A 15,579-nucleotide genomic window follows, 5' to 3' on the forward strand; every position below is an offset into this window, starting at 1 on the left:
ACGTCCTGAATCGTCTGCCACAGACCAATGCATCATGCATAAAATCAATCGACCAGCTCTGATTCAGTTGCTCCGGTGTTGCCAGTGGTGCCGGATTACGCACCGGCAGACGTTGTTTTCCCTTACGACGAAAATTTAATTTCAACAGACAATAAATTCGGTGAACCCGTTTATGGTTCCAGCGGTGACCCTGCCTGCGCAGCACCTGAAACAACTTCTTAAAGCCGTATCGCGGATAGCGTTCTGCTGCCTCAATTAGCCCCTGAATCACCGGTTCATCACGCCGTGTATCCGGCTGGTAAAGAAAGACTGTCCTGCTCAGCGATAACGTCCTGCATGCCTGGCGTATGCTCATTGTAAATTTCGCCGTCAGATAACTGACGAGCTCACGCTTTATCGCTGGTTTTAAAGCTTTTTTTCGATAACATCTTTCAATGCCCGACACTCCAGACTCAGGTCGGCAAACATTTGCTTGAGACGACGGTTCTCATCCTCAAGATCTTTTATCTTTTTGATATCAGCAGCTTCCATACCGCCATATTTTGCCTTCCAGTTATAATAGTTAGCTTCAGAGATGGAGGCCTTGCGGCAGACATCTTTGACAGTACGTCCGGCTTCAACAGACTTCAGAACGGCGATGATCTGGTGCTCAGTGAATCGTGCTTTGCGCATAGCGATCTCCTCAAAGGGACATAGTCAGTATGTCGGAAGATCTCTAAAAGTGAATGGTTCTTTTAAGTGGGGTACTTACACAGGTGCACGTAATATTGCCGCGATGGTCACTACCAAAGGCGTAAAATTGAGCCGCTGGCGGGCAACAAAGCTAATGAAAGAACTTAATCCCATCAGTTGTCAGCAGCCTGGTCATCGATATAAAAAGGCGTCTAAGAAACACGTAGAGATCCCCAATTATCTGGAACGCCAGTTTGCAGTAACAGAGCCTAATCAGGTCTGGTGCGGCGATGTCATTTTTCCCGGACTCTGCACTGACAGGTAAAGCGCTGTTCATGGCTTGGGAAGCGCGAGGAAAACCTGCTAATTTGCTGTATCACTCGGATCAAGGCAGCCACTATACCAGCAGGAATTTCAGACAGTTACTGTGGCGATATCAGATAAAGCAAAGCCTGAGTCGCAGAGGGAATTGCTGGGATAACAGCCCCATGGAGCGTTTTTTTAGAAGTCTGAAAACGGAGTGGGTACCGGATAATGGATACGCTAATTTTAGCGAAGTCAGGACAGCGATAACGAATTACATAACGGGATATTACAGCCAGCTCAGACCTCATCAATATAATGGTGGTTTGACGCCAAATGAATCAGAGCGATTGTTCTGGAAAAACTCTAAAGCCGTGGCCAGTTTTGCTTGACCACTACATTACAACATCATGAAGCCATTGAGCTTCTGTTGAAAGTGTCTGATCATAGCCAGATTTATTTTTTCTCTTTTTTTTAGTAGTGTAACCAATTGATTTTTATGATTTCGTATGTCTTTTAGGTGAACGAGTTTTTTATCGGTATGTCTAAGATGCTGTGGGCACATGGCCAGTATAGCCTTAGACGCTTTCTCTTGCCATTGCTTCTGAATACCACTCCGCCACTGTTTATCTTTTTCAGCCTTTAGATAAGCTTCTGCGCACTCCCATTCTGCTTTTTGATATGCTGCTTCTGTTTGACGGGCTAAATTACTGCTCATTAGAATTCTCCTAAGGTTATTAATTTTTTCATTATCCCATTATCTAAAATATAGATATCTAAGAATTTCTGTTGATTTGTTATGAATTACCTTATTTTTAATCTGAGTGGTTGGTTTTGTTTTTTGTAATACCTAAGTATTTGCATTACTAGGTTTTTAATAATAACAATATATTGTTGATATATCTTAAATATTTATTTTTTTATAATAAGATGGTTATTATAGTTTGCATTTCTAATTTAACTATCAAATTCAGTACTCCATGAATTTTAGCAATTAGTGCTTAAAATGGTATGCTCTATCTCCATTTTAACATTAAAGCTTCTTCCGCAGTATTATTATCAATTTTTTATAAATATAGGGGGGCGCATCCGTGTAAACTCAGCCCCAGACCTCGGTAAATAGGGATAAGGATCGATAAAATATTGCAGGGTAAAAGTTATCTTCTCATTACACGACATATTGGCAAGATAACTGAGTTAGAGGTGAAGTGAAGTACTCTATGAGCATTTTTTCTAATAAAGTTTTTGGGTTGGGGAAGGAATATTTTGTCTTTATTATCATAACCACCGGCTGTGCCTGGCGGACAATAGCGACTATTATATGCCCTAACGGTTTTGTTTAAGTATGTTGCCTGTAAATTGGCGACAGAAACTGCACCACCGAAAGCACTCCAACAACAATAAAACCGAACTTCATTTATCTCATCTAAATGTATAGGACGATGACCAACGGGGCTACCTAGAACCTGCTTAATTTTTTTGCCAGTGTTAGCGTTGACATATGATTGGCATTGAATGGTGCGCCATGCATAGTTATCTCTAAGGTTTTAAGATAACGGTTATACTCCATACTGCCATCGGTCCCTACAAAATTGACATCAAAATAAATATAGTCATTCATTTTTTAATTCCTCTTTTGCTCGGCATTATTTTGTAAAATTCAAACAGAGTAAACAAATTTTTATTCATGATGTAGGCAATAGATGCAGCTCAAGAAAACTGAATATTTTTAATTTTAAATAGCTATTTCAGATAATATATAGGTTAAGGTAAATTATATCTTTAGGACTGATGGGGGTTTTTATATGATTTGTCTTAATTATTAAAATTTATAAATAACTGCTTGTGCTAATCGGTGGGATTCATTTTTGATGTAACCTGGCAAGAAAGTATATAAAGCTATACAGTACATTCAAAATATATTTTTATGGTTTTTTGTGCTTGTTTTTTATTTTTTTTTGGTTTTATCACCTATATTTTTCGAGGAAAAAAGAATATTTTGATGTTGGTGTGTTTGTTGTTTACTCTTATGATCAATTATTGACTGATTTATCACCTATGCAGAACAGAAAACCTTTAAATAAAGGTAGGTCTGAAGCAAATAAATAAAGTAGAAATGAGAGTAAATGAAGATGAAAACTATTCCCATAGTGTTTGTGCTATGCCTGTTATTAGCTGGCTGCCAAATGGAAAACAGTCAGAGCCATATTAACCCTCAGAAGGGTAATGCTCAAAGCAGTGAGATTAAGTCCTCCGCCACTGATGAAGCCAACAGACTAGGGCTTTGCCAACGGCAATTAGAAGCATTGCAAAAAATTGATGCTGCAAAATATGGGGTTTACCAGCAGCGGTTTGATACCTTAATGAATAGTGCAGCGGAATATGCGGGAGTTCGCACCAACGTTAATGTCGACAGTCAGGATACCCTAGATGCGCTTTATCACTATCGGGTTAATTTGTTCTGTTCTGAAATTAATCAAGTGCTGTTGACTAGCCTTGCGGAACGCGGGACAAAATAACAATGAAACCATCCCAGTTTGCGTTGTTGGGTACTCTGTTGCCTTTGCTTTTTCCTATAGCTGCGATTGCGAAAAATGAACAACCCGGCGTTCCTATGCTTTTGCAATTTGCTGAACGATACCAGCAGCGTGAGCCGGTGCAAAAAGAAAAAGTGCCACCAAAGCAGCAAAAAGTGCGACCGCCGGCACCACCGGCCAATAAAAGTGGGCAACAATCGGCAAAAGAGCTGGCATTAACGCTGGAATTACAAAAAGCACAGCGGCAGTTGTTACAACAACAGCAAGTCATTGCGGGTTTGCAACAACAAATGGAGCCGCTCAATAAGGTCAAGCAAGAAAAAACCGCTAACCCTGAGTTCGATTTCTCCACTGTTAGCCTGATGTTCAGTAAGCTGCGCCAGGCGATGGCGATTACCCCGAATGAACAACATGCGAAAACCTTAGTCGCCCAGGCACAACAGAAAAACCTACAGACACAGCAAACAGTCACTCAAATAACAAAACAGCGTGCTCAAGAGCAGGCAGAGTTGGCCAAAATGAGCCAGCAGGTGGCTGATGCTGATAAACGTTATCAGCAAGTCAGCACTAAACTGCATGAAAAACAGCAGATTGAGGCGCGGCTGGAAAGTGAAGTGGTTCAATTACGTGGCAAAGACAAATTATTTGCTACATCAGAAATACTAAAAAGTGCGACAGCTCGACAGTCTTATGCTGCGGGAGTGGCGCTGGGTAAAGACATCAACAAAATGGAGCAAGAAAGGTCTGGCTGGGGCGTTGATGTGGATCGACAAGCATTATTCTCTGGCGTCACTGATGCATTTACTGGCCAATATAAGTTAGCGCCCAAGGAACTGGATAAAGCTTTTAGTGACTCGGAAAATGTCATCGCTACAGCACGTGAAAAGGCGCTGAAATCTGCGCAAAAAACAGATGATGAATTTGTAAATAATTTTAAGCAGAAAAAAGGTGTGCAGCAGTCATCTTCGGGATTCTGGTATTACATTGATTACGTTGGTGATGAAGACATTAAAGGAAATGCGGTTGTCGATATCGTGGTTAAAGAGAGCCTGACTGATGGAACAGTCATCAATGATATGGAAAGTAATAATAAGGTTATGTCTCAGCCACTTAATGATTATCCGGCATTATTCCAAGAAGTGTTACGGTTGTTGAAAAACCATGGTTCAATCACTTTGGTAGTTCCGCCATCGCTGGCCTACGGCGAACAAGGTAACTTACCTGAAATACCCCCTAATGCCACTATGGTTTACGAAGTTCGTATTGCTGATGTCAAAGAGGCTGTGGTGGAGTGATTGACGAAAAATTGGTAATGAGTCGATTTATTATTGAGTTCTGTGCTCACTTAAGTGAGCACCTTTAATATATTACGGAAATTAATTACACAGAATTAGGGATAGGCTCTGACGTATCGGGCACCTTAACCAATATTACTTTGGTACTTTTATCTTTCCATATGAAAAAGGTTTTTAGGATGAAAACAGTTATCTATCAGTTACCCAATGGTATTTCCCTGACCCTGCGTACTTCTGAAGATCCAGACAACAGACCTATTGTGATCTTGTGTCACGGTTTTTGTGGTATTCAGGATATCCTATTACCTGCGTTTGCTGAGTCGTTTACATTAGCAGGATTTAATACAGTTACATTCGATTATCGCGGTTTTGGCTCCAGCCTGGGTGAGCGTGGCCGTTTGGTTCCTGCAATGCAAATTGAAGATATCCTCAGCGTAGTCGAATGGATTAAAGCGCAGCCAAATATCAGTACTCAGCGCATCGGTTTATGGGGCACTTCATTTGGTGGTTGCCATGTATTTGGCGCAGCAGCTGATAATCCTGATATCTCATGTGTGGTGAGCCAACTTGCTTTTGCTGATGGTGAACAGGTCGTTACCGGAAAATTGTCTGAGGAAGAAAAGCAGGTATTTATTGCCACATTAGATAAAATGGCAGCAAAGCAAAAAACTACGGGCAAAGAAACATTCGTGGGGGTAACACGGGTACTGAATGACATCGAGTCGAAAACTTTCTTTGAAACCAATAAAGCGCTTTATCCAGCTATGGATATTAAAATACCTTTCCTGACTGTACGAGAAACCTTAGGATATAAACCCAAAGATAATGCGGCACGTGTAACTTGCCCAGTTTTAGTGGTTGTCGCGGGAGAAGATACTGTTAATTCACCGGAACAAGGCGTCGCTTTGTACAATGCTGTAGGGTCATTACATAAAGCGTTGCATATAGAAGAAGAGGCTAAACATTATGACATGTACAGTGGTAAACATTTTAATAATATAACCACTATTCAGACTGATTGGTTCAGAAAAAATCTTTAATTACACCCATCTATAGATTATTAATCGTGGCTACTATTTTCTTTGGCACTAAGAACCATGGAAGTTATTTATGGGAAGATATGATTTAATAAATAATAAAGGAGGAATGATAAGTAGGTTTTCTTGTTACTCTCGGAGTAATGAAAGAATATCTGTAGGGGCAACATCATTGGGCGGTGATTATTATCTTTTCAAGTCGACAGGAAGACAGTCAAATCGGTTATTGATAACTGCTCATGGAGAACAGAGCCTGCTACCGAAAAGGATATATTTGCCTACGGAATCCATCATTCGTTATTACTCAGCCGATAACTATGCCTTATATGATCCTGACTTGGAAGACGTCGTAGCTCTGCGAGTTATACCGAGAAAGTCGATTTCAGGTGGTGGGTTTATCAGAAATTATAATATTTAAGAATATGCAGAAGATACATATAAATTTGTACGTAACATTGCGAATCATTATGGTGTTGATGTATTGACGGTACGTAACAGAATGGGACGAGATATATATCCTGTTGACCTGGATTCTCTGTTCAAAACAATGAGAAATAAAAATATTAGTTATAAATTCATTGATGCTATCTATTGTCGCTCAGCATGGTTATCAAGCAAGAGTATGCCACAAAGTGCATATCGCAGCTAATAGCAAAGTGGCCTGTGCAGATCCTTTGTCATTTATTCGGCATTCGCCGTAGCGTTTATTACGCGCAGGTGAAGCGGTCTGTTAATGCACAAAGAATTGAATTACGAAGTCGGGTGAGAGCATTCCATGCTCTCAGTCGTGGTGCTGCAGGTAGTCGGGCAATCAGTCAGATGTTGCGCCAGAGTTGCGTTAATGCGGGTCGGTGGCTGGCGCGACGACTGATGCAGGAATGCGGGCTGACTAGTCGCCAGCCTGTTAAACATCGCGACTGGGTAAATGAAGACAACAGTCCGGCATTACCAAACTTATTGAACCGACAGTTTAACCCCGCCGCACCAAACCGCGTCTGGTGTGGTGATATCAGTTTTATTCGCCTGCAGGACGGACGGTGCTATCTCGCGCTTATTCACGCCGGATTATAGGTTCAGCCCTCTCATTAACCGCTGATGTTAATTTGGTGTGCCGGGCTTTGCGTAACGCTCTGGAAATACGACCTCGTGATGGCCGTCTGCTGTTTCATTCGGATCAAGGGGTTCAATATAAAAGCAATAAATACAGGAAATTACTCTGGCGTGATGGGGTAATGCAAGTATGAGTCGCAGAGGGAATTGCCTGGATAATTCGCCGATAGAAAGAGTCTTTCGCAGCCTTAAAAGTTAATGGCTTCCGAAAGGTGGCTATAGTGATTTTAGCCATGCAGTACGCGATATAAACCAGTGGATAAATGGTTATTACAACGTTTATCGCCCTCATACGAACAACGGTGGTTTACCGCCTTGCTTGCATGAAGAAAAGTGGAGACAGGTTATTCCGGTGTCCTGATTTTGTGATCCACTACAGATGATGACGGCGCGGCACAGGAATTTGGACGCTGGATCCATGCCGGCGGTAAAACGAGTCCCGGACTGGTACGCAGAAGAGCAGCCGAACGCGCACTCTTTCTGAATTAAGTAAGACAGTTAGACATATTTCTTTATTTATAAGCGTGAAAAAACAACTGGTGTAAATCAGGGGGCGGTAGCGTGCTTTTTTTCAGGAAAAAACCGAATTAATTAATCTGTACTCCATGTAAATAATTTCAACGAGATTATTTGCACTCATTATCCATTGTAAAAAGAAGGATTGAACTCATGGCTACTACCGCAGATGACATTGCAGTGCAATATCCCATTCCGACCTATCGCTTTATTGTGACCCTGGGCGATGAGCAGGTGTCGTTTACCAGCGCCTCCGGTCTGGACATTAATTTTGACACCATTGAATACCGGGACGGGACCGGCAATTGGTACAAAATGCCCGGCCAGCGACAGGTGCCTAACATTACGCTGAGTAAAGGGGTATTTCCGGGCAAAAATGCGATGTATGAGTGGATTAATTCCATTCAACTCAATCAGGTTGAAAAGAAAGACATCATGATCAGCCTGACCAATGAAGCCGGCACGGAAGTGCTGGTCAGTTGGAATGTGAGCAACGCCTTCCCAACTTCACTGACCTCCCCGTCATTTGATGCGACCAGTAACGAAATCGCGGTACAGCAAATCACGCTCATGGCCGATCGCGTGACCATTCAGACAGCCTAACCAAGAGGACATGTTGCCATGACAGTGACAACCACTTACCCCGGTGTTTATCTCAGCGAAGATGCCGTATCGAGCTTTTCGGTCAACAGTGCCGCCACTGCAGTGCCCCTGTTTGCGTACGACAGTCAAAGTGTCGTCACCACGAATGAACCGATTCAGGTTTTCCGCAACTGGGCGGCATTTACCTCCGTGTATCCTACGCCGCTGAAAGATGCTTTTTACACCAGCCTGAGCCTGTGGTTTATGCACGGCGGCGGTAAATGCTATCTGGTGGGCGAGACCAGTATCGCCGACGCGGTGGCGCAATACGATGATATTACGCTGATTGTTGCAGCAGGGACGGATACCACGACGGCTACTACTGTTTATGATGCTTTCAACAGGGTGGTGAGTCAGGGCTACCGTATCTTTGGCCTGTTTGACGGCCCGAAAGAGAGAATTGCCGGCACGGCGAAGCCGGATGAGGTCATGAAGGCGTATCCGACTTCCCCGTTTGGCGCGGTGTTTTACCCGTGGGGCACCCTAGCGTCGGGTGAAACGGTGCCACCGAGCGCTATCGCCGCGGTTTCCATTGCCCAAACCGACCGTACGCGTGGCGTGTGGAAAGCGCCGGCCAACCAGGCCGTGAATGGCGTTACCCCCGCGTTCGCCGTCAGCGATGATTTCCAGGGTAAGTATAACCAGGGCAAGGCGCTGAATATGATCCGCACGTTCCCGGGCCAGGGCACCGTGGTGTGGGGCACCCGCACGCTGGAGGACAGTGATAACTGGCGCTATATCCCGGTTCGCCGCCTGTTCAATACGGTTGAGCGGGATATTCAAAAGGCTCTGAATAAACTGGTGTTTGAACCCAACAGCCAGCCGACCTGGCAGCGCGTCAAGGCCGCCGTAGACAGTTATTTGCACGGTATGTGGCAGCAGGGCGCACTGGCCGGTAATGCCCCAGCTAACGCCTGGTTTGTTCAGGTCGGCAAAGATCTCACCATGACCCAGGAAGAGATTAATCAGGGGAAGATGATCATCAAAATCGGCCTGGCCGCGGTTCGCCCGGCAGAATTCATCATCCTGCAGTTCAGCCAGGATATCGCGCAATAATTCACTGAAGGAAAAGAACATGCCTACAGATACAACTGTACCGGGTGTTTATATTGAAGAAGATGCCTCGCCGGCGATGTCGGTGAGCGCGGGAGCGACCGCCGTACCGTTATTTGTCGCGCGTTTTACCCCGCTCAAGCCAGAGCTGGCGGGCGTCATTACGCGCATCGGCAGCTGGCTGGACTATACCACCCTGTTTGATACCGCCGTGGCCTCCACTGCACGCATCAAGGTGAGGCCAATGCCCCCTGAAAACGAAAAGTCGGAAACGGTGCCGTCTGAAGCGGCGACAACGTTTGTCGATGAGGGGGAGGATGAATATACCTACGATATTGTTGATATTAAGGTCCTGGACTCTACGGCCTCCGTCGCCCTGCGGCTTTATTTCCAGAACGGCGGCGGCCCTTGCTACCTCTATCCGCTGGAGGAATCAGACTATGATGCCAAATTGGCCGCGCTGCCGGGTCTCATCGACGAGGTAGGGGCGATCACGCTGCTGGCCTGTCCGGATCCCTATGAGGATTACCGTTCTGCGGTGTATGGCGCCCTGGCCCCCTCACTCGGCCAGCACAAAGGGTATTTCCTGCTGGCCGACAGCGTCAATGACGAGGTACCCAGTGCGGTCAGCGGTTCCGCCCAGGTGGCGGTGTATTACCCGAATGTAGAGCTACCGCACATCCGTAAGCTGGATGACGCAGAGGTTACCATCGACGGTTACATCGATGCTGGCGGGGAGCCTATCACCACGCTGGCCGATCTTCGTGCCGTTAACGCAGACTTTGCCGCCGAAATTGCGCAATCCCTGTCCGGTTACCTGAGTGCGCCGCTGTCGCTTCCGCCTTCCGCATTGATGGCGGGGGTGTACTGCAAGACTGACGGTGAACGTGGGGTGTGGAAAGCGCCGGCGAATGTGGTACTCAATGGCGTCAGCGATGTCAGCGTCCGGGTCACCAATGAGCAACAGTCGGAGCTGAACCCGAAAGGCATCAATGTCATTCGTCATTTCAGCGATCGCGGGCTGGTTGTGTGGGGCAGTCGCACGCAGAAAGATGATGATGACTGGCGCTATATCCCGGTGCGCCGCCTGTTCGATGCGGCAGAGCGCGACATCAAAAAGGCCCTGCAGCCGATGGTGTTTGAACCCAACAGCCAGCCGACCTGGAAACGGGTGCAGGCAGCGATTGATAACTACCTTCACCGCCTATGGCAACAGGGCGCCCTGGCCGGCAACAAGGCGGAAGAGGCGTATTTTGTGCGCGTCGGTAAAGGCATCACCATGACACAAGACGAGATTAACCAAGGGCAAATGATCATTCAGGTGGGGATGGCCGCCGTGCGCCCTGCCGAGTTCATCATCCTCAAGTTTACTCAGGACATGTCTCAGTAAAGGGGGAAACCCCTTTTCCGACTCTTTATAAGGATATTGTGATGGCAATGGTTCTTCCTGGGGTTTCGTACGATGAAACACTGTTAACGCAAGCGTCAGGCGACGATCCGGTGACGATGCCCCTGTTTATTGGTTATACCTTCCCTGATGTGGCGAGACTTGTCACGGCGATCCAGCCCGTCAGCGTGGGATCACTGACGCAGGCGATCGTCCACTTTGGTCAACGTGGGACGCTGGCGTACTCCCTGCGCCACTTCTTTGAGAACGGTGGGCGGCGGTGCTACGTGCTGTCCCTTGGGCCAGGGAAGGGAGAACCGGCCGCGCGTCTGCACGCGCTGATTGCCGCATTACAGGCGCCGCAGATGCTGGAGACGCTGTTAGCGGATGACAAGACCGGCTTGGTCCTGGTACCGGAGCTGAGTGAGCTCAATGCGGTTAATACGTTCGAGGGAGCGGACACGGCTGAGGTTGACGTCGATGCCCTGTGGTATCAGGGCTGGCAAGCGTTACTGACGCTGTGTCGTCAGGCCCCGCAGCGCTTTGCGCTGCTGGAGTTACCGGACTCCCCGGCGCAGGCGGTGACGCTGACCGGGCAGTCTTTTTCCGCAGACTTGTGCCAGCGCGGGGCGGCCTGGTGGCCACGGCTGGAAACCTGTTACGAAGATGAGGCGTCGGCACCTGTGGTGTTGTCCCCCCTGCCGGCCGTCGCGGCGGCCATTCAGCGCAGTGCCCACGATAACGGGGTCTGGAAGGCTCCGGCCAACATCCCGTTGGCCAAAACCCGTCGCCCCACCCAAAGTATCCTGACGTCTCAGGCATTGCTGGATAACCAGGGGGTGTCCTGCAACCTGATCCGCAGTTTTGTCGGGAAAGGCGTGCGCCTGTGGGGATGCCGGACCTTGCTCAACGAGGGGGACTCACCCTGGCGTTATATCCAGACCCGTTTACTGGTCAGCAGCGTGGAGCACTATCTGAGCAAACTGGCACGCGCTTACCTATTTGAGCCGAATACGGCCCCAACCTGGATGAAGTTAAAGGGCCAGGTCTGGACGTGGCTGCGCCAGCAATGGCTGGCCGGCGCCTTTTTCGGCACGGTGGAGGATGAGGCCTTTTCGCTCAGTATCGGGCTGGATGAAACCATGACGCAAGACGATATTCGCCAGGGAAAGATGATCTTGCAGGTCCGTCTGGCGCTGCTGGCTCCCGCGGAATTTATTGCTGTCAGCCTGACACTGGATCTGCGTGACGGCACGACCAGCGCGCAAATCGGAGGATAATCATGATGAATACACCCGCGGTATCCCATCGTTTTCTCGTCAATTTTTTATTTAACAACATTCCCAGTCCGTTTGACATCGCGTTCCAGCGCATCTCCGGGTTGTCGCGCACGCTGGCAGTGAGCCAGCACCGGGAAGGGGGCGAAAATGCCCGCAACCTCTGGCTGGCCGAACAGGTGGATCACGGCAGCCTGGTGCTGGAGCGCGGCGTGATGAACGCTTCCCCCCTGACGCTGCAGTTTGACCGCGTCTTGCGCCGGGAAAGTACGCAGTGGGCCAACGTGGTGATCATGTTGCTGAATGAGCTTTCATTACCGGTGACCACCTGGACGCTGAGCCATGCCCTGCCGGTGCGCTGGCAGATGGGCGATTTGGATGCCAGCAGTAACCAGGTGCTCATCAACACACTTGAGCTGCGTTATCAGGATATGCGCATGCTGGGGATAAAACTATGACCGTCGAAATTCGTGAGTTGATCGTCCGGGTTGAGGTCACCGAGTCTGCCCCGTCCTTACCGTTTGCGCAGCACCGTGAGTGGGACGACGAGCGGTGGGTGGAGATGATTAAACAAGAGGTGCTGGAACAGCTGCTTGAAAGGGGGCGTCAGTGAGCTTACTTGAACGGGGGCTGTCAAAGCTGACCCTCAATGCCTGGAAAGATCGCGAAGGGAAAATCCCTGCGGGCAGCATGAGCGCGATGTATAACCCAGAGACGATTCAACTGGATTATCAGACGCGGTTTAACACTGAAGACACCATTAACAAAGCGTCACAAAGCAACCGTTATGTGATTTCCGAGCCGGTCGGGCTCAATCTCACCTTGTTGTTCGACAGCCAGATGCCCGGGAATACCACCCCGATAGAGACGCAGCTGGCGATGCTGAAATCCCTTTGTGCCGTGGATGCGGCCACTGGGTCGCCTTACTTTTTGCGCATCACCTGGGGAAAAATGCGCTGGGAGAATAAAGGGTGGTTTGCCGGGCGCGCCCGTGATTTATCGGTCACCTACACGCTGTTTGACCGGGACGCCACGCCGCTACGGGCCACCGTGCGGTTGATTCTGGTGGCGGATGAGAGCTTTGTTATTCAGCAATCCCTTAAGGCGCAAAGCGCCCCCGATCGTACACTGGTCAGCGTACCGGATCTGGCCTCGCTGCCGCTACTGGCGCTCAGCGCCGGCGGGGCGCTGGCCAGCAGCGTCGATCCGTTATCGCTGGCCTGGGATAACGATTTGAATAATCTGGATGATTTTCAGTCCGGAGACCTGCTGCGGGCGACGAAAGGGGAGGAGGTATGAGCCACATCACCTTCGACATTGCGGGACAGCGGAGTGCATTGGGGATCCGTCGTCTACGGGTACAGCAGCTGATCAATGAGATCCCGCTGGCGCAGCTGGAGCTGCGTATTCCCACGGATAATCATGGCGCGGCGGATAACGCGGTACAACGCGAAGTCAGCCGTTTTATCCTGGGCGCCCGCGTGGTGATTGCCCAAGATAACAAGCCGCTCTTCGACGGTTATCTGGTGCAAAAGAAGATGCAGTTGAAGGGGAAAGACTGGTCCGTGCGGCTGGAGGCGCGCCACGCGTTGCAGAAACTGACGTTTTTGCCCCATAGCCGGGTATTCCGTCAGCAGGATGACAGCACCGTTCTGAAGGGGCTGCTGCAGTCTGCGGGGGTGAAACTGACGCAAAAAGCGGCTGCTCAGCTGAGCAGCAAGCACGATCAGCTGATCCAGTTTCGTCTCAGTGACTGGCAGTTTATTCGCAGCCGGCTGTTGTCCACCAATTGCTGGCTGCTGCCCGATGCCGCCAGCGACGCGGTGGTGATCCGCCCGCTGTCCGACGCAGCAACGGTCTCACAGCGGCTGGCTCGCGACAGTCGAGATTACAGGCTGTTTGAAATCAATTTGAATGTTGATAACCGCTTTACTCCGGACAGCCTGTCACTGCAGGGATGGGATATTGCCGCACAAAAGCTCACGCCGGCGCAAAAAAGCGCGGTCGGCGCGTTTCGTCCCTGGAAGCCTGAGGGGCCGGTCGGTCAGTCCTCCGCCGGGCGGCAAGACTTCGCCCTAGCGTTCAGCATGCTGCCTGAAGCGACGCTGCAAGCCCTGTCGAGCTCCTGGCTGAACTATCAACAGATGACCGGCGTACAGGGCCACATTGTGCTGGCGGGGACCCGGGACTTCGCGGCGGGCGAAAGCATCACCCTGAGCGGCTTTGGGTCTGGGCTGGACGGCACGGCGATACTGAGCGGGGTCAATCAGCTGTTTGATACTGAGAATGGCTGGCGCAGTGAGCTGGTGATGGGGCTGCCGGCGTCCATGCTGGAGCCCGCGCCACCGGTGCGGTCGCTGCATATTGCCACGGTAGCTGCTTTTACCGCCGATCCCCAGCATCTGGATCGGATTGCCCTGCACCTGCCGGCCCTGAATCTGCCCGACTCGCTGATTTTTGCCCGTCTGAGTAAGCCCTGGGCCAGTAAAGCGAGTGGATTCTGTTTTTACCCAGAGCCCGGTGATGAAGTGGTGGTGGGGTTTATCGACAGCGATCCGCGTTACCCGATCATCCTGGGGGCGATGCACAACCCGAAAAATACTGCGCCTTTCCCACCGGATGAAAAGAACAACCGTAAGGGGCTGGTCGTGAGTCAAGCCGACCAGACACAGGCTCTGATGATCGACACCGCGGAGAAAACGCTGACGCTGATGGCGGGTGACAATGCTCTCACCTTAACCGGCGAGGGGGACATTGCCATTCATACGCCGAACGCCCTGCAACTGCAGGCCGACGGTAACCTGTCGATCACGGGCAAGCAGCAGGTGGAGATCACCAGCGCGAAAATTAACATGAAAAAATAACCTATTAGGGTGAGGGTGCCATGAGTAATGACATTTTGACAGCGACCCTGGGGCAATGCTGGGCATTTCCACCGAGGTTTGAGCCCGACGGCGTGTCTCTGACGGCGGGCGTTGAGGCGGTGATGCAGAGTCTGCGCGTGCTGTTTATGACTGAACCGGGCGAACGCATTATGCGTGAGAGCTATGGCGGGGGCATGCATGACTTCATCTTTGAGAATATCACCGATGAACTGCTAGCCAACATCCACAACTGCATCGAAGAAAACATTCTGCGCCATGAACCCCGGGCGCTGCTCAAGGACATCATTATTCAGCCGGGGGCACAGGACGCGAGCCGTCTTCGAGTGCAGGTCACCGTGTCTCTGTCGGGCACTGATCTGGTCGAGACGGTGGACGGGACGCTGAATATCCATGACGGCCAGACGCTGAGGTTACTATGAGCAACCTGGTGGTCATCGACGGTGATGCGCTGAAATTTGAAAGCAATTTTGGCGCCAATATCGTTACGCCAACCGCGCCTTGCCTGATTCAGGGCCGTGGGGTGGCTGATATTACGAATAAAAAAATCTGCGTGCTCGGCGACGAAAGCAAGGTGTCTATTGCAGCTACGTATACCAAGTCCACACACCCCACACCGGGAACGGGAACCATCACCATTGCCGCGTTGGCCGCCGATCAACAGGCTGTGTTCGTCACGGCAAGAACGGCCGTCATTGTGGTAGGCAGCCAATTTACCGCGCGCTTTACCCCCAATTCCCCGGCGATGGATCCGCAAGGAACGCCGGACCCGAATATGGTGCCTACGCAAGGAACTGGCACATTTATCAACAGCCAGTCGTTTGTCACCGCCGGGTGAGCCATTGCGCTGCCGATAGGGCGAAAACGG

14 protein-coding genes and 4 pseudogenes are annotated in these 15,579 nt (G+C 49.6%); 16 read left to right on the forward strand and 2 right to left on the reverse strand.

The annotated features are described in order from the left end of the window. Positions 1-672: pseudogene (locus ACNSO8_RS21020) on the reverse strand (transposase); the annotation flags it as partial. Between the two features lie 82 nt (positions 673-754). Here ACNSO8_RS21020 and ACNSO8_RS21025 point away from each other — a divergent pair. Beyond that, positions 755-1,367 (forward strand): annotated as a pseudogene (locus tag ACNSO8_RS21025) (DDE-type integrase/transposase/recombinase); the annotation flags it as partial. A gap of 8 nt (positions 1,368-1,375) precedes the next feature. Here the strand turns inward: ACNSO8_RS21025 and ACNSO8_RS21030 are convergent. Continuing rightward, entirely contained in the window at positions 1,376-1,693 is a 318-nt protein-coding gene (locus ACNSO8_RS21030) for a hypothetical protein (protein WP_418395777.1), read from the reverse strand. A 1,408-nt stretch (positions 1,694-3,101) separates the two neighbouring features. Between ACNSO8_RS21030 and ACNSO8_RS21035 the strand changes: the two genes are divergently transcribed. From ACNSO8_RS21035 to ACNSO8_RS21105, 15 genes and pseudogenes are all read left to right on the forward strand, one after another. Continuing rightward, on the forward strand, positions 3,102-3,494 hold the full coding sequence (locus ACNSO8_RS21035) for a hypothetical protein (protein ID WP_268216090.1): 393 nt from the start codon (positions 3,102-3,104) through the stop codon (positions 3,492-3,494). 2 nt (positions 3,495-3,496) lie between these two features. Continuing rightward, positions 3,497-4,807 carry an FKBP-type peptidyl-prolyl cis-trans isomerase N-terminal domain-containing protein gene (locus ACNSO8_RS21040; RefSeq protein WP_418395778.1) on the forward strand — a complete coding sequence of 437 codons (1,311 nt, stop codon included), beginning with the start codon at positions 3,497-3,499 and terminating at the stop codon, positions 4,805-4,807. 179 nt (positions 4,808-4,986) lie between these two features. Beyond that, positions 4,987-5,847, forward strand: a complete 861-nt coding sequence (uilS, locus tag ACNSO8_RS21045) for a UilS family quorum-quenching N-acyl-homoserine lactonase (protein WP_418395779.1) — start codon at positions 4,987-4,989, stop codon at positions 5,845-5,847. 639 nt (positions 5,848-6,486) lie between these two features. After that, a pseudogene (locus ACNSO8_RS21050) lies at positions 6,487-7,315 on the forward strand (IS3 family transposase); the annotation flags it as partial. A gap of 17 nt (positions 7,316-7,332) precedes the next feature. Further along, positions 7,333-7,443 (forward strand): annotated as a pseudogene (locus ACNSO8_RS21055) (glycoside hydrolase family protein); the annotation flags it as partial. Between the two features lie 180 nt (positions 7,444-7,623). Next, entirely contained in the window at positions 7,624-8,073 is a 450-nt protein-coding gene (locus tag ACNSO8_RS21060; protein ID WP_418395780.1) for a phage tail protein, read from the forward strand. Between the two features lie 18 nt (positions 8,074-8,091). After that, positions 8,092-9,168, forward strand: a complete 1,077-nt coding sequence (locus ACNSO8_RS21065; RefSeq protein ID WP_418395781.1) for a phage tail sheath family protein — start codon at positions 8,092-8,094, stop codon at positions 9,166-9,168. A gap of 19 nt (positions 9,169-9,187) precedes the next feature. Then, positions 9,188-10,555 carry a phage tail sheath family protein gene (locus tag ACNSO8_RS21070; protein WP_418395782.1) on the forward strand — a complete coding sequence of 456 codons (1,368 nt, stop codon included), beginning with the start codon at positions 9,188-9,190 and terminating at the stop codon, positions 10,553-10,555. A 41-nt stretch (positions 10,556-10,596) separates the two neighbouring features. Next, complete coding sequence (locus tag ACNSO8_RS21075) at positions 10,597-11,832, forward strand: phage tail sheath family protein (protein ID WP_418395783.1); 1,236 nt, start codon at positions 10,597-10,599, stop codon at positions 11,830-11,832. Between the two features lie 2 nt (positions 11,833-11,834). After that, positions 11,835-12,287 carry a phage tail protein gene (locus tag ACNSO8_RS21080; RefSeq protein ID WP_418395784.1) on the forward strand — a complete coding sequence of 151 codons (453 nt, stop codon included), beginning with the start codon at positions 11,835-11,837 and terminating at the stop codon, positions 12,285-12,287. Beyond that, on the forward strand, positions 12,284-12,442 hold the full coding sequence (locus tag ACNSO8_RS21085) for a DUF5908 family protein (RefSeq protein ID WP_268216083.1): 159 nt from the start codon (positions 12,284-12,286) through the stop codon (positions 12,440-12,442). The genes ACNSO8_RS21080 and ACNSO8_RS21085 overlap by 4 nt, the downstream gene beginning before the upstream one ends. Continuing rightward, on the forward strand, positions 12,439-13,128 hold the full coding sequence (locus ACNSO8_RS21090; RefSeq protein ID WP_418395785.1) for a hypothetical protein: 690 nt from the start codon (positions 12,439-12,441) through the stop codon (positions 13,126-13,128). Before ACNSO8_RS21085 ends, ACNSO8_RS21090 begins: the two co-directional genes overlap by 4 nt. Further along, complete coding sequence (locus ACNSO8_RS21095; RefSeq protein WP_418395786.1) at positions 13,125-14,693, forward strand: phage baseplate assembly protein V; 1,569 nt, start codon at positions 13,125-13,127, stop codon at positions 14,691-14,693. The genes ACNSO8_RS21090 and ACNSO8_RS21095 overlap by 4 nt, the downstream gene beginning before the upstream one ends. Before the next feature lie 20 nt (positions 14,694-14,713). Then, positions 14,714-15,133, forward strand: a complete 420-nt coding sequence (locus tag ACNSO8_RS21100) for a GPW/gp25 family protein (RefSeq protein WP_418395787.1) — start codon at positions 14,714-14,716, stop codon at positions 15,131-15,133. Then, a complete protein-coding gene (locus ACNSO8_RS21105) occupies positions 15,130-15,549 on the forward strand; it encodes a hypothetical protein (protein WP_418395788.1) in 420 nt (139 codons plus the stop codon). The genes ACNSO8_RS21100 and ACNSO8_RS21105 overlap by 4 nt, the downstream gene beginning before the upstream one ends. The last annotated feature ends 30 nt before the right edge of the window (positions 15,550-15,579 follow it).

The organism is Yersinia sp. LJYL362, from assembly GCF_048323875.1.

Excerpts from the sequence above, each read along its gene's own strand:
- ACNSO8_RS21030 (WP_418395777.1), bottom strand. The coding sequence starts at position 1,693 with ATGAGCAGTAATTTAGCCCGTCAAACAGAAGCAGCATATCAAAAAGCA.
- ACNSO8_RS21035 (WP_268216090.1), top strand. The coding sequence starts at position 3,102 with ATGAAGATGAAAACTATTCCCATAGTGTTTGTGCTATGCCTGTTATTA.
- ACNSO8_RS21040 (WP_418395778.1), top strand. The coding sequence starts at position 3,497 with ATGAAACCATCCCAGTTTGCGTTGTTGGGTACTCTGTTGCCTTTGCTT.
- uilS (WP_418395779.1), top strand. The coding sequence starts at position 4,987 with ATGAAAACAGTTATCTATCAGTTACCCAATGGTATTTCCCTGACCCTG.
- ACNSO8_RS21060 (WP_418395780.1), top strand. The coding sequence starts at position 7,624 with ATGGCTACTACCGCAGATGACATTGCAGTGCAATATCCCATTCCGACC.
- ACNSO8_RS21065 (WP_418395781.1), top strand. The coding sequence starts at position 8,092 with ATGACAGTGACAACCACTTACCCCGGTGTTTATCTCAGCGAAGATGCC.
- ACNSO8_RS21070 (WP_418395782.1), top strand. The coding sequence starts at position 9,188 with ATGCCTACAGATACAACTGTACCGGGTGTTTATATTGAAGAAGATGCC.
- ACNSO8_RS21075 (WP_418395783.1), top strand. The coding sequence starts at position 10,597 with ATGGCAATGGTTCTTCCTGGGGTTTCGTACGATGAAACACTGTTAACG.
- ACNSO8_RS21080 (WP_418395784.1), top strand. The coding sequence starts at position 11,835 with ATGATGAATACACCCGCGGTATCCCATCGTTTTCTCGTCAATTTTTTA.
- ACNSO8_RS21085 (WP_268216083.1), top strand. The coding sequence starts at position 12,284 with ATGACCGTCGAAATTCGTGAGTTGATCGTCCGGGTTGAGGTCACCGAG.
- ACNSO8_RS21095 (WP_418395786.1), top strand. The coding sequence starts at position 13,125 with ATGAGCCACATCACCTTCGACATTGCGGGACAGCGGAGTGCATTGGGG.
- ACNSO8_RS21100 (WP_418395787.1), top strand. The coding sequence starts at position 14,714 with ATGAGTAATGACATTTTGACAGCGACCCTGGGGCAATGCTGGGCATTT.
- ACNSO8_RS21105 (WP_418395788.1), top strand. The coding sequence starts at position 15,130 with ATGAGCAACCTGGTGGTCATCGACGGTGATGCGCTGAAATTTGAAAGC.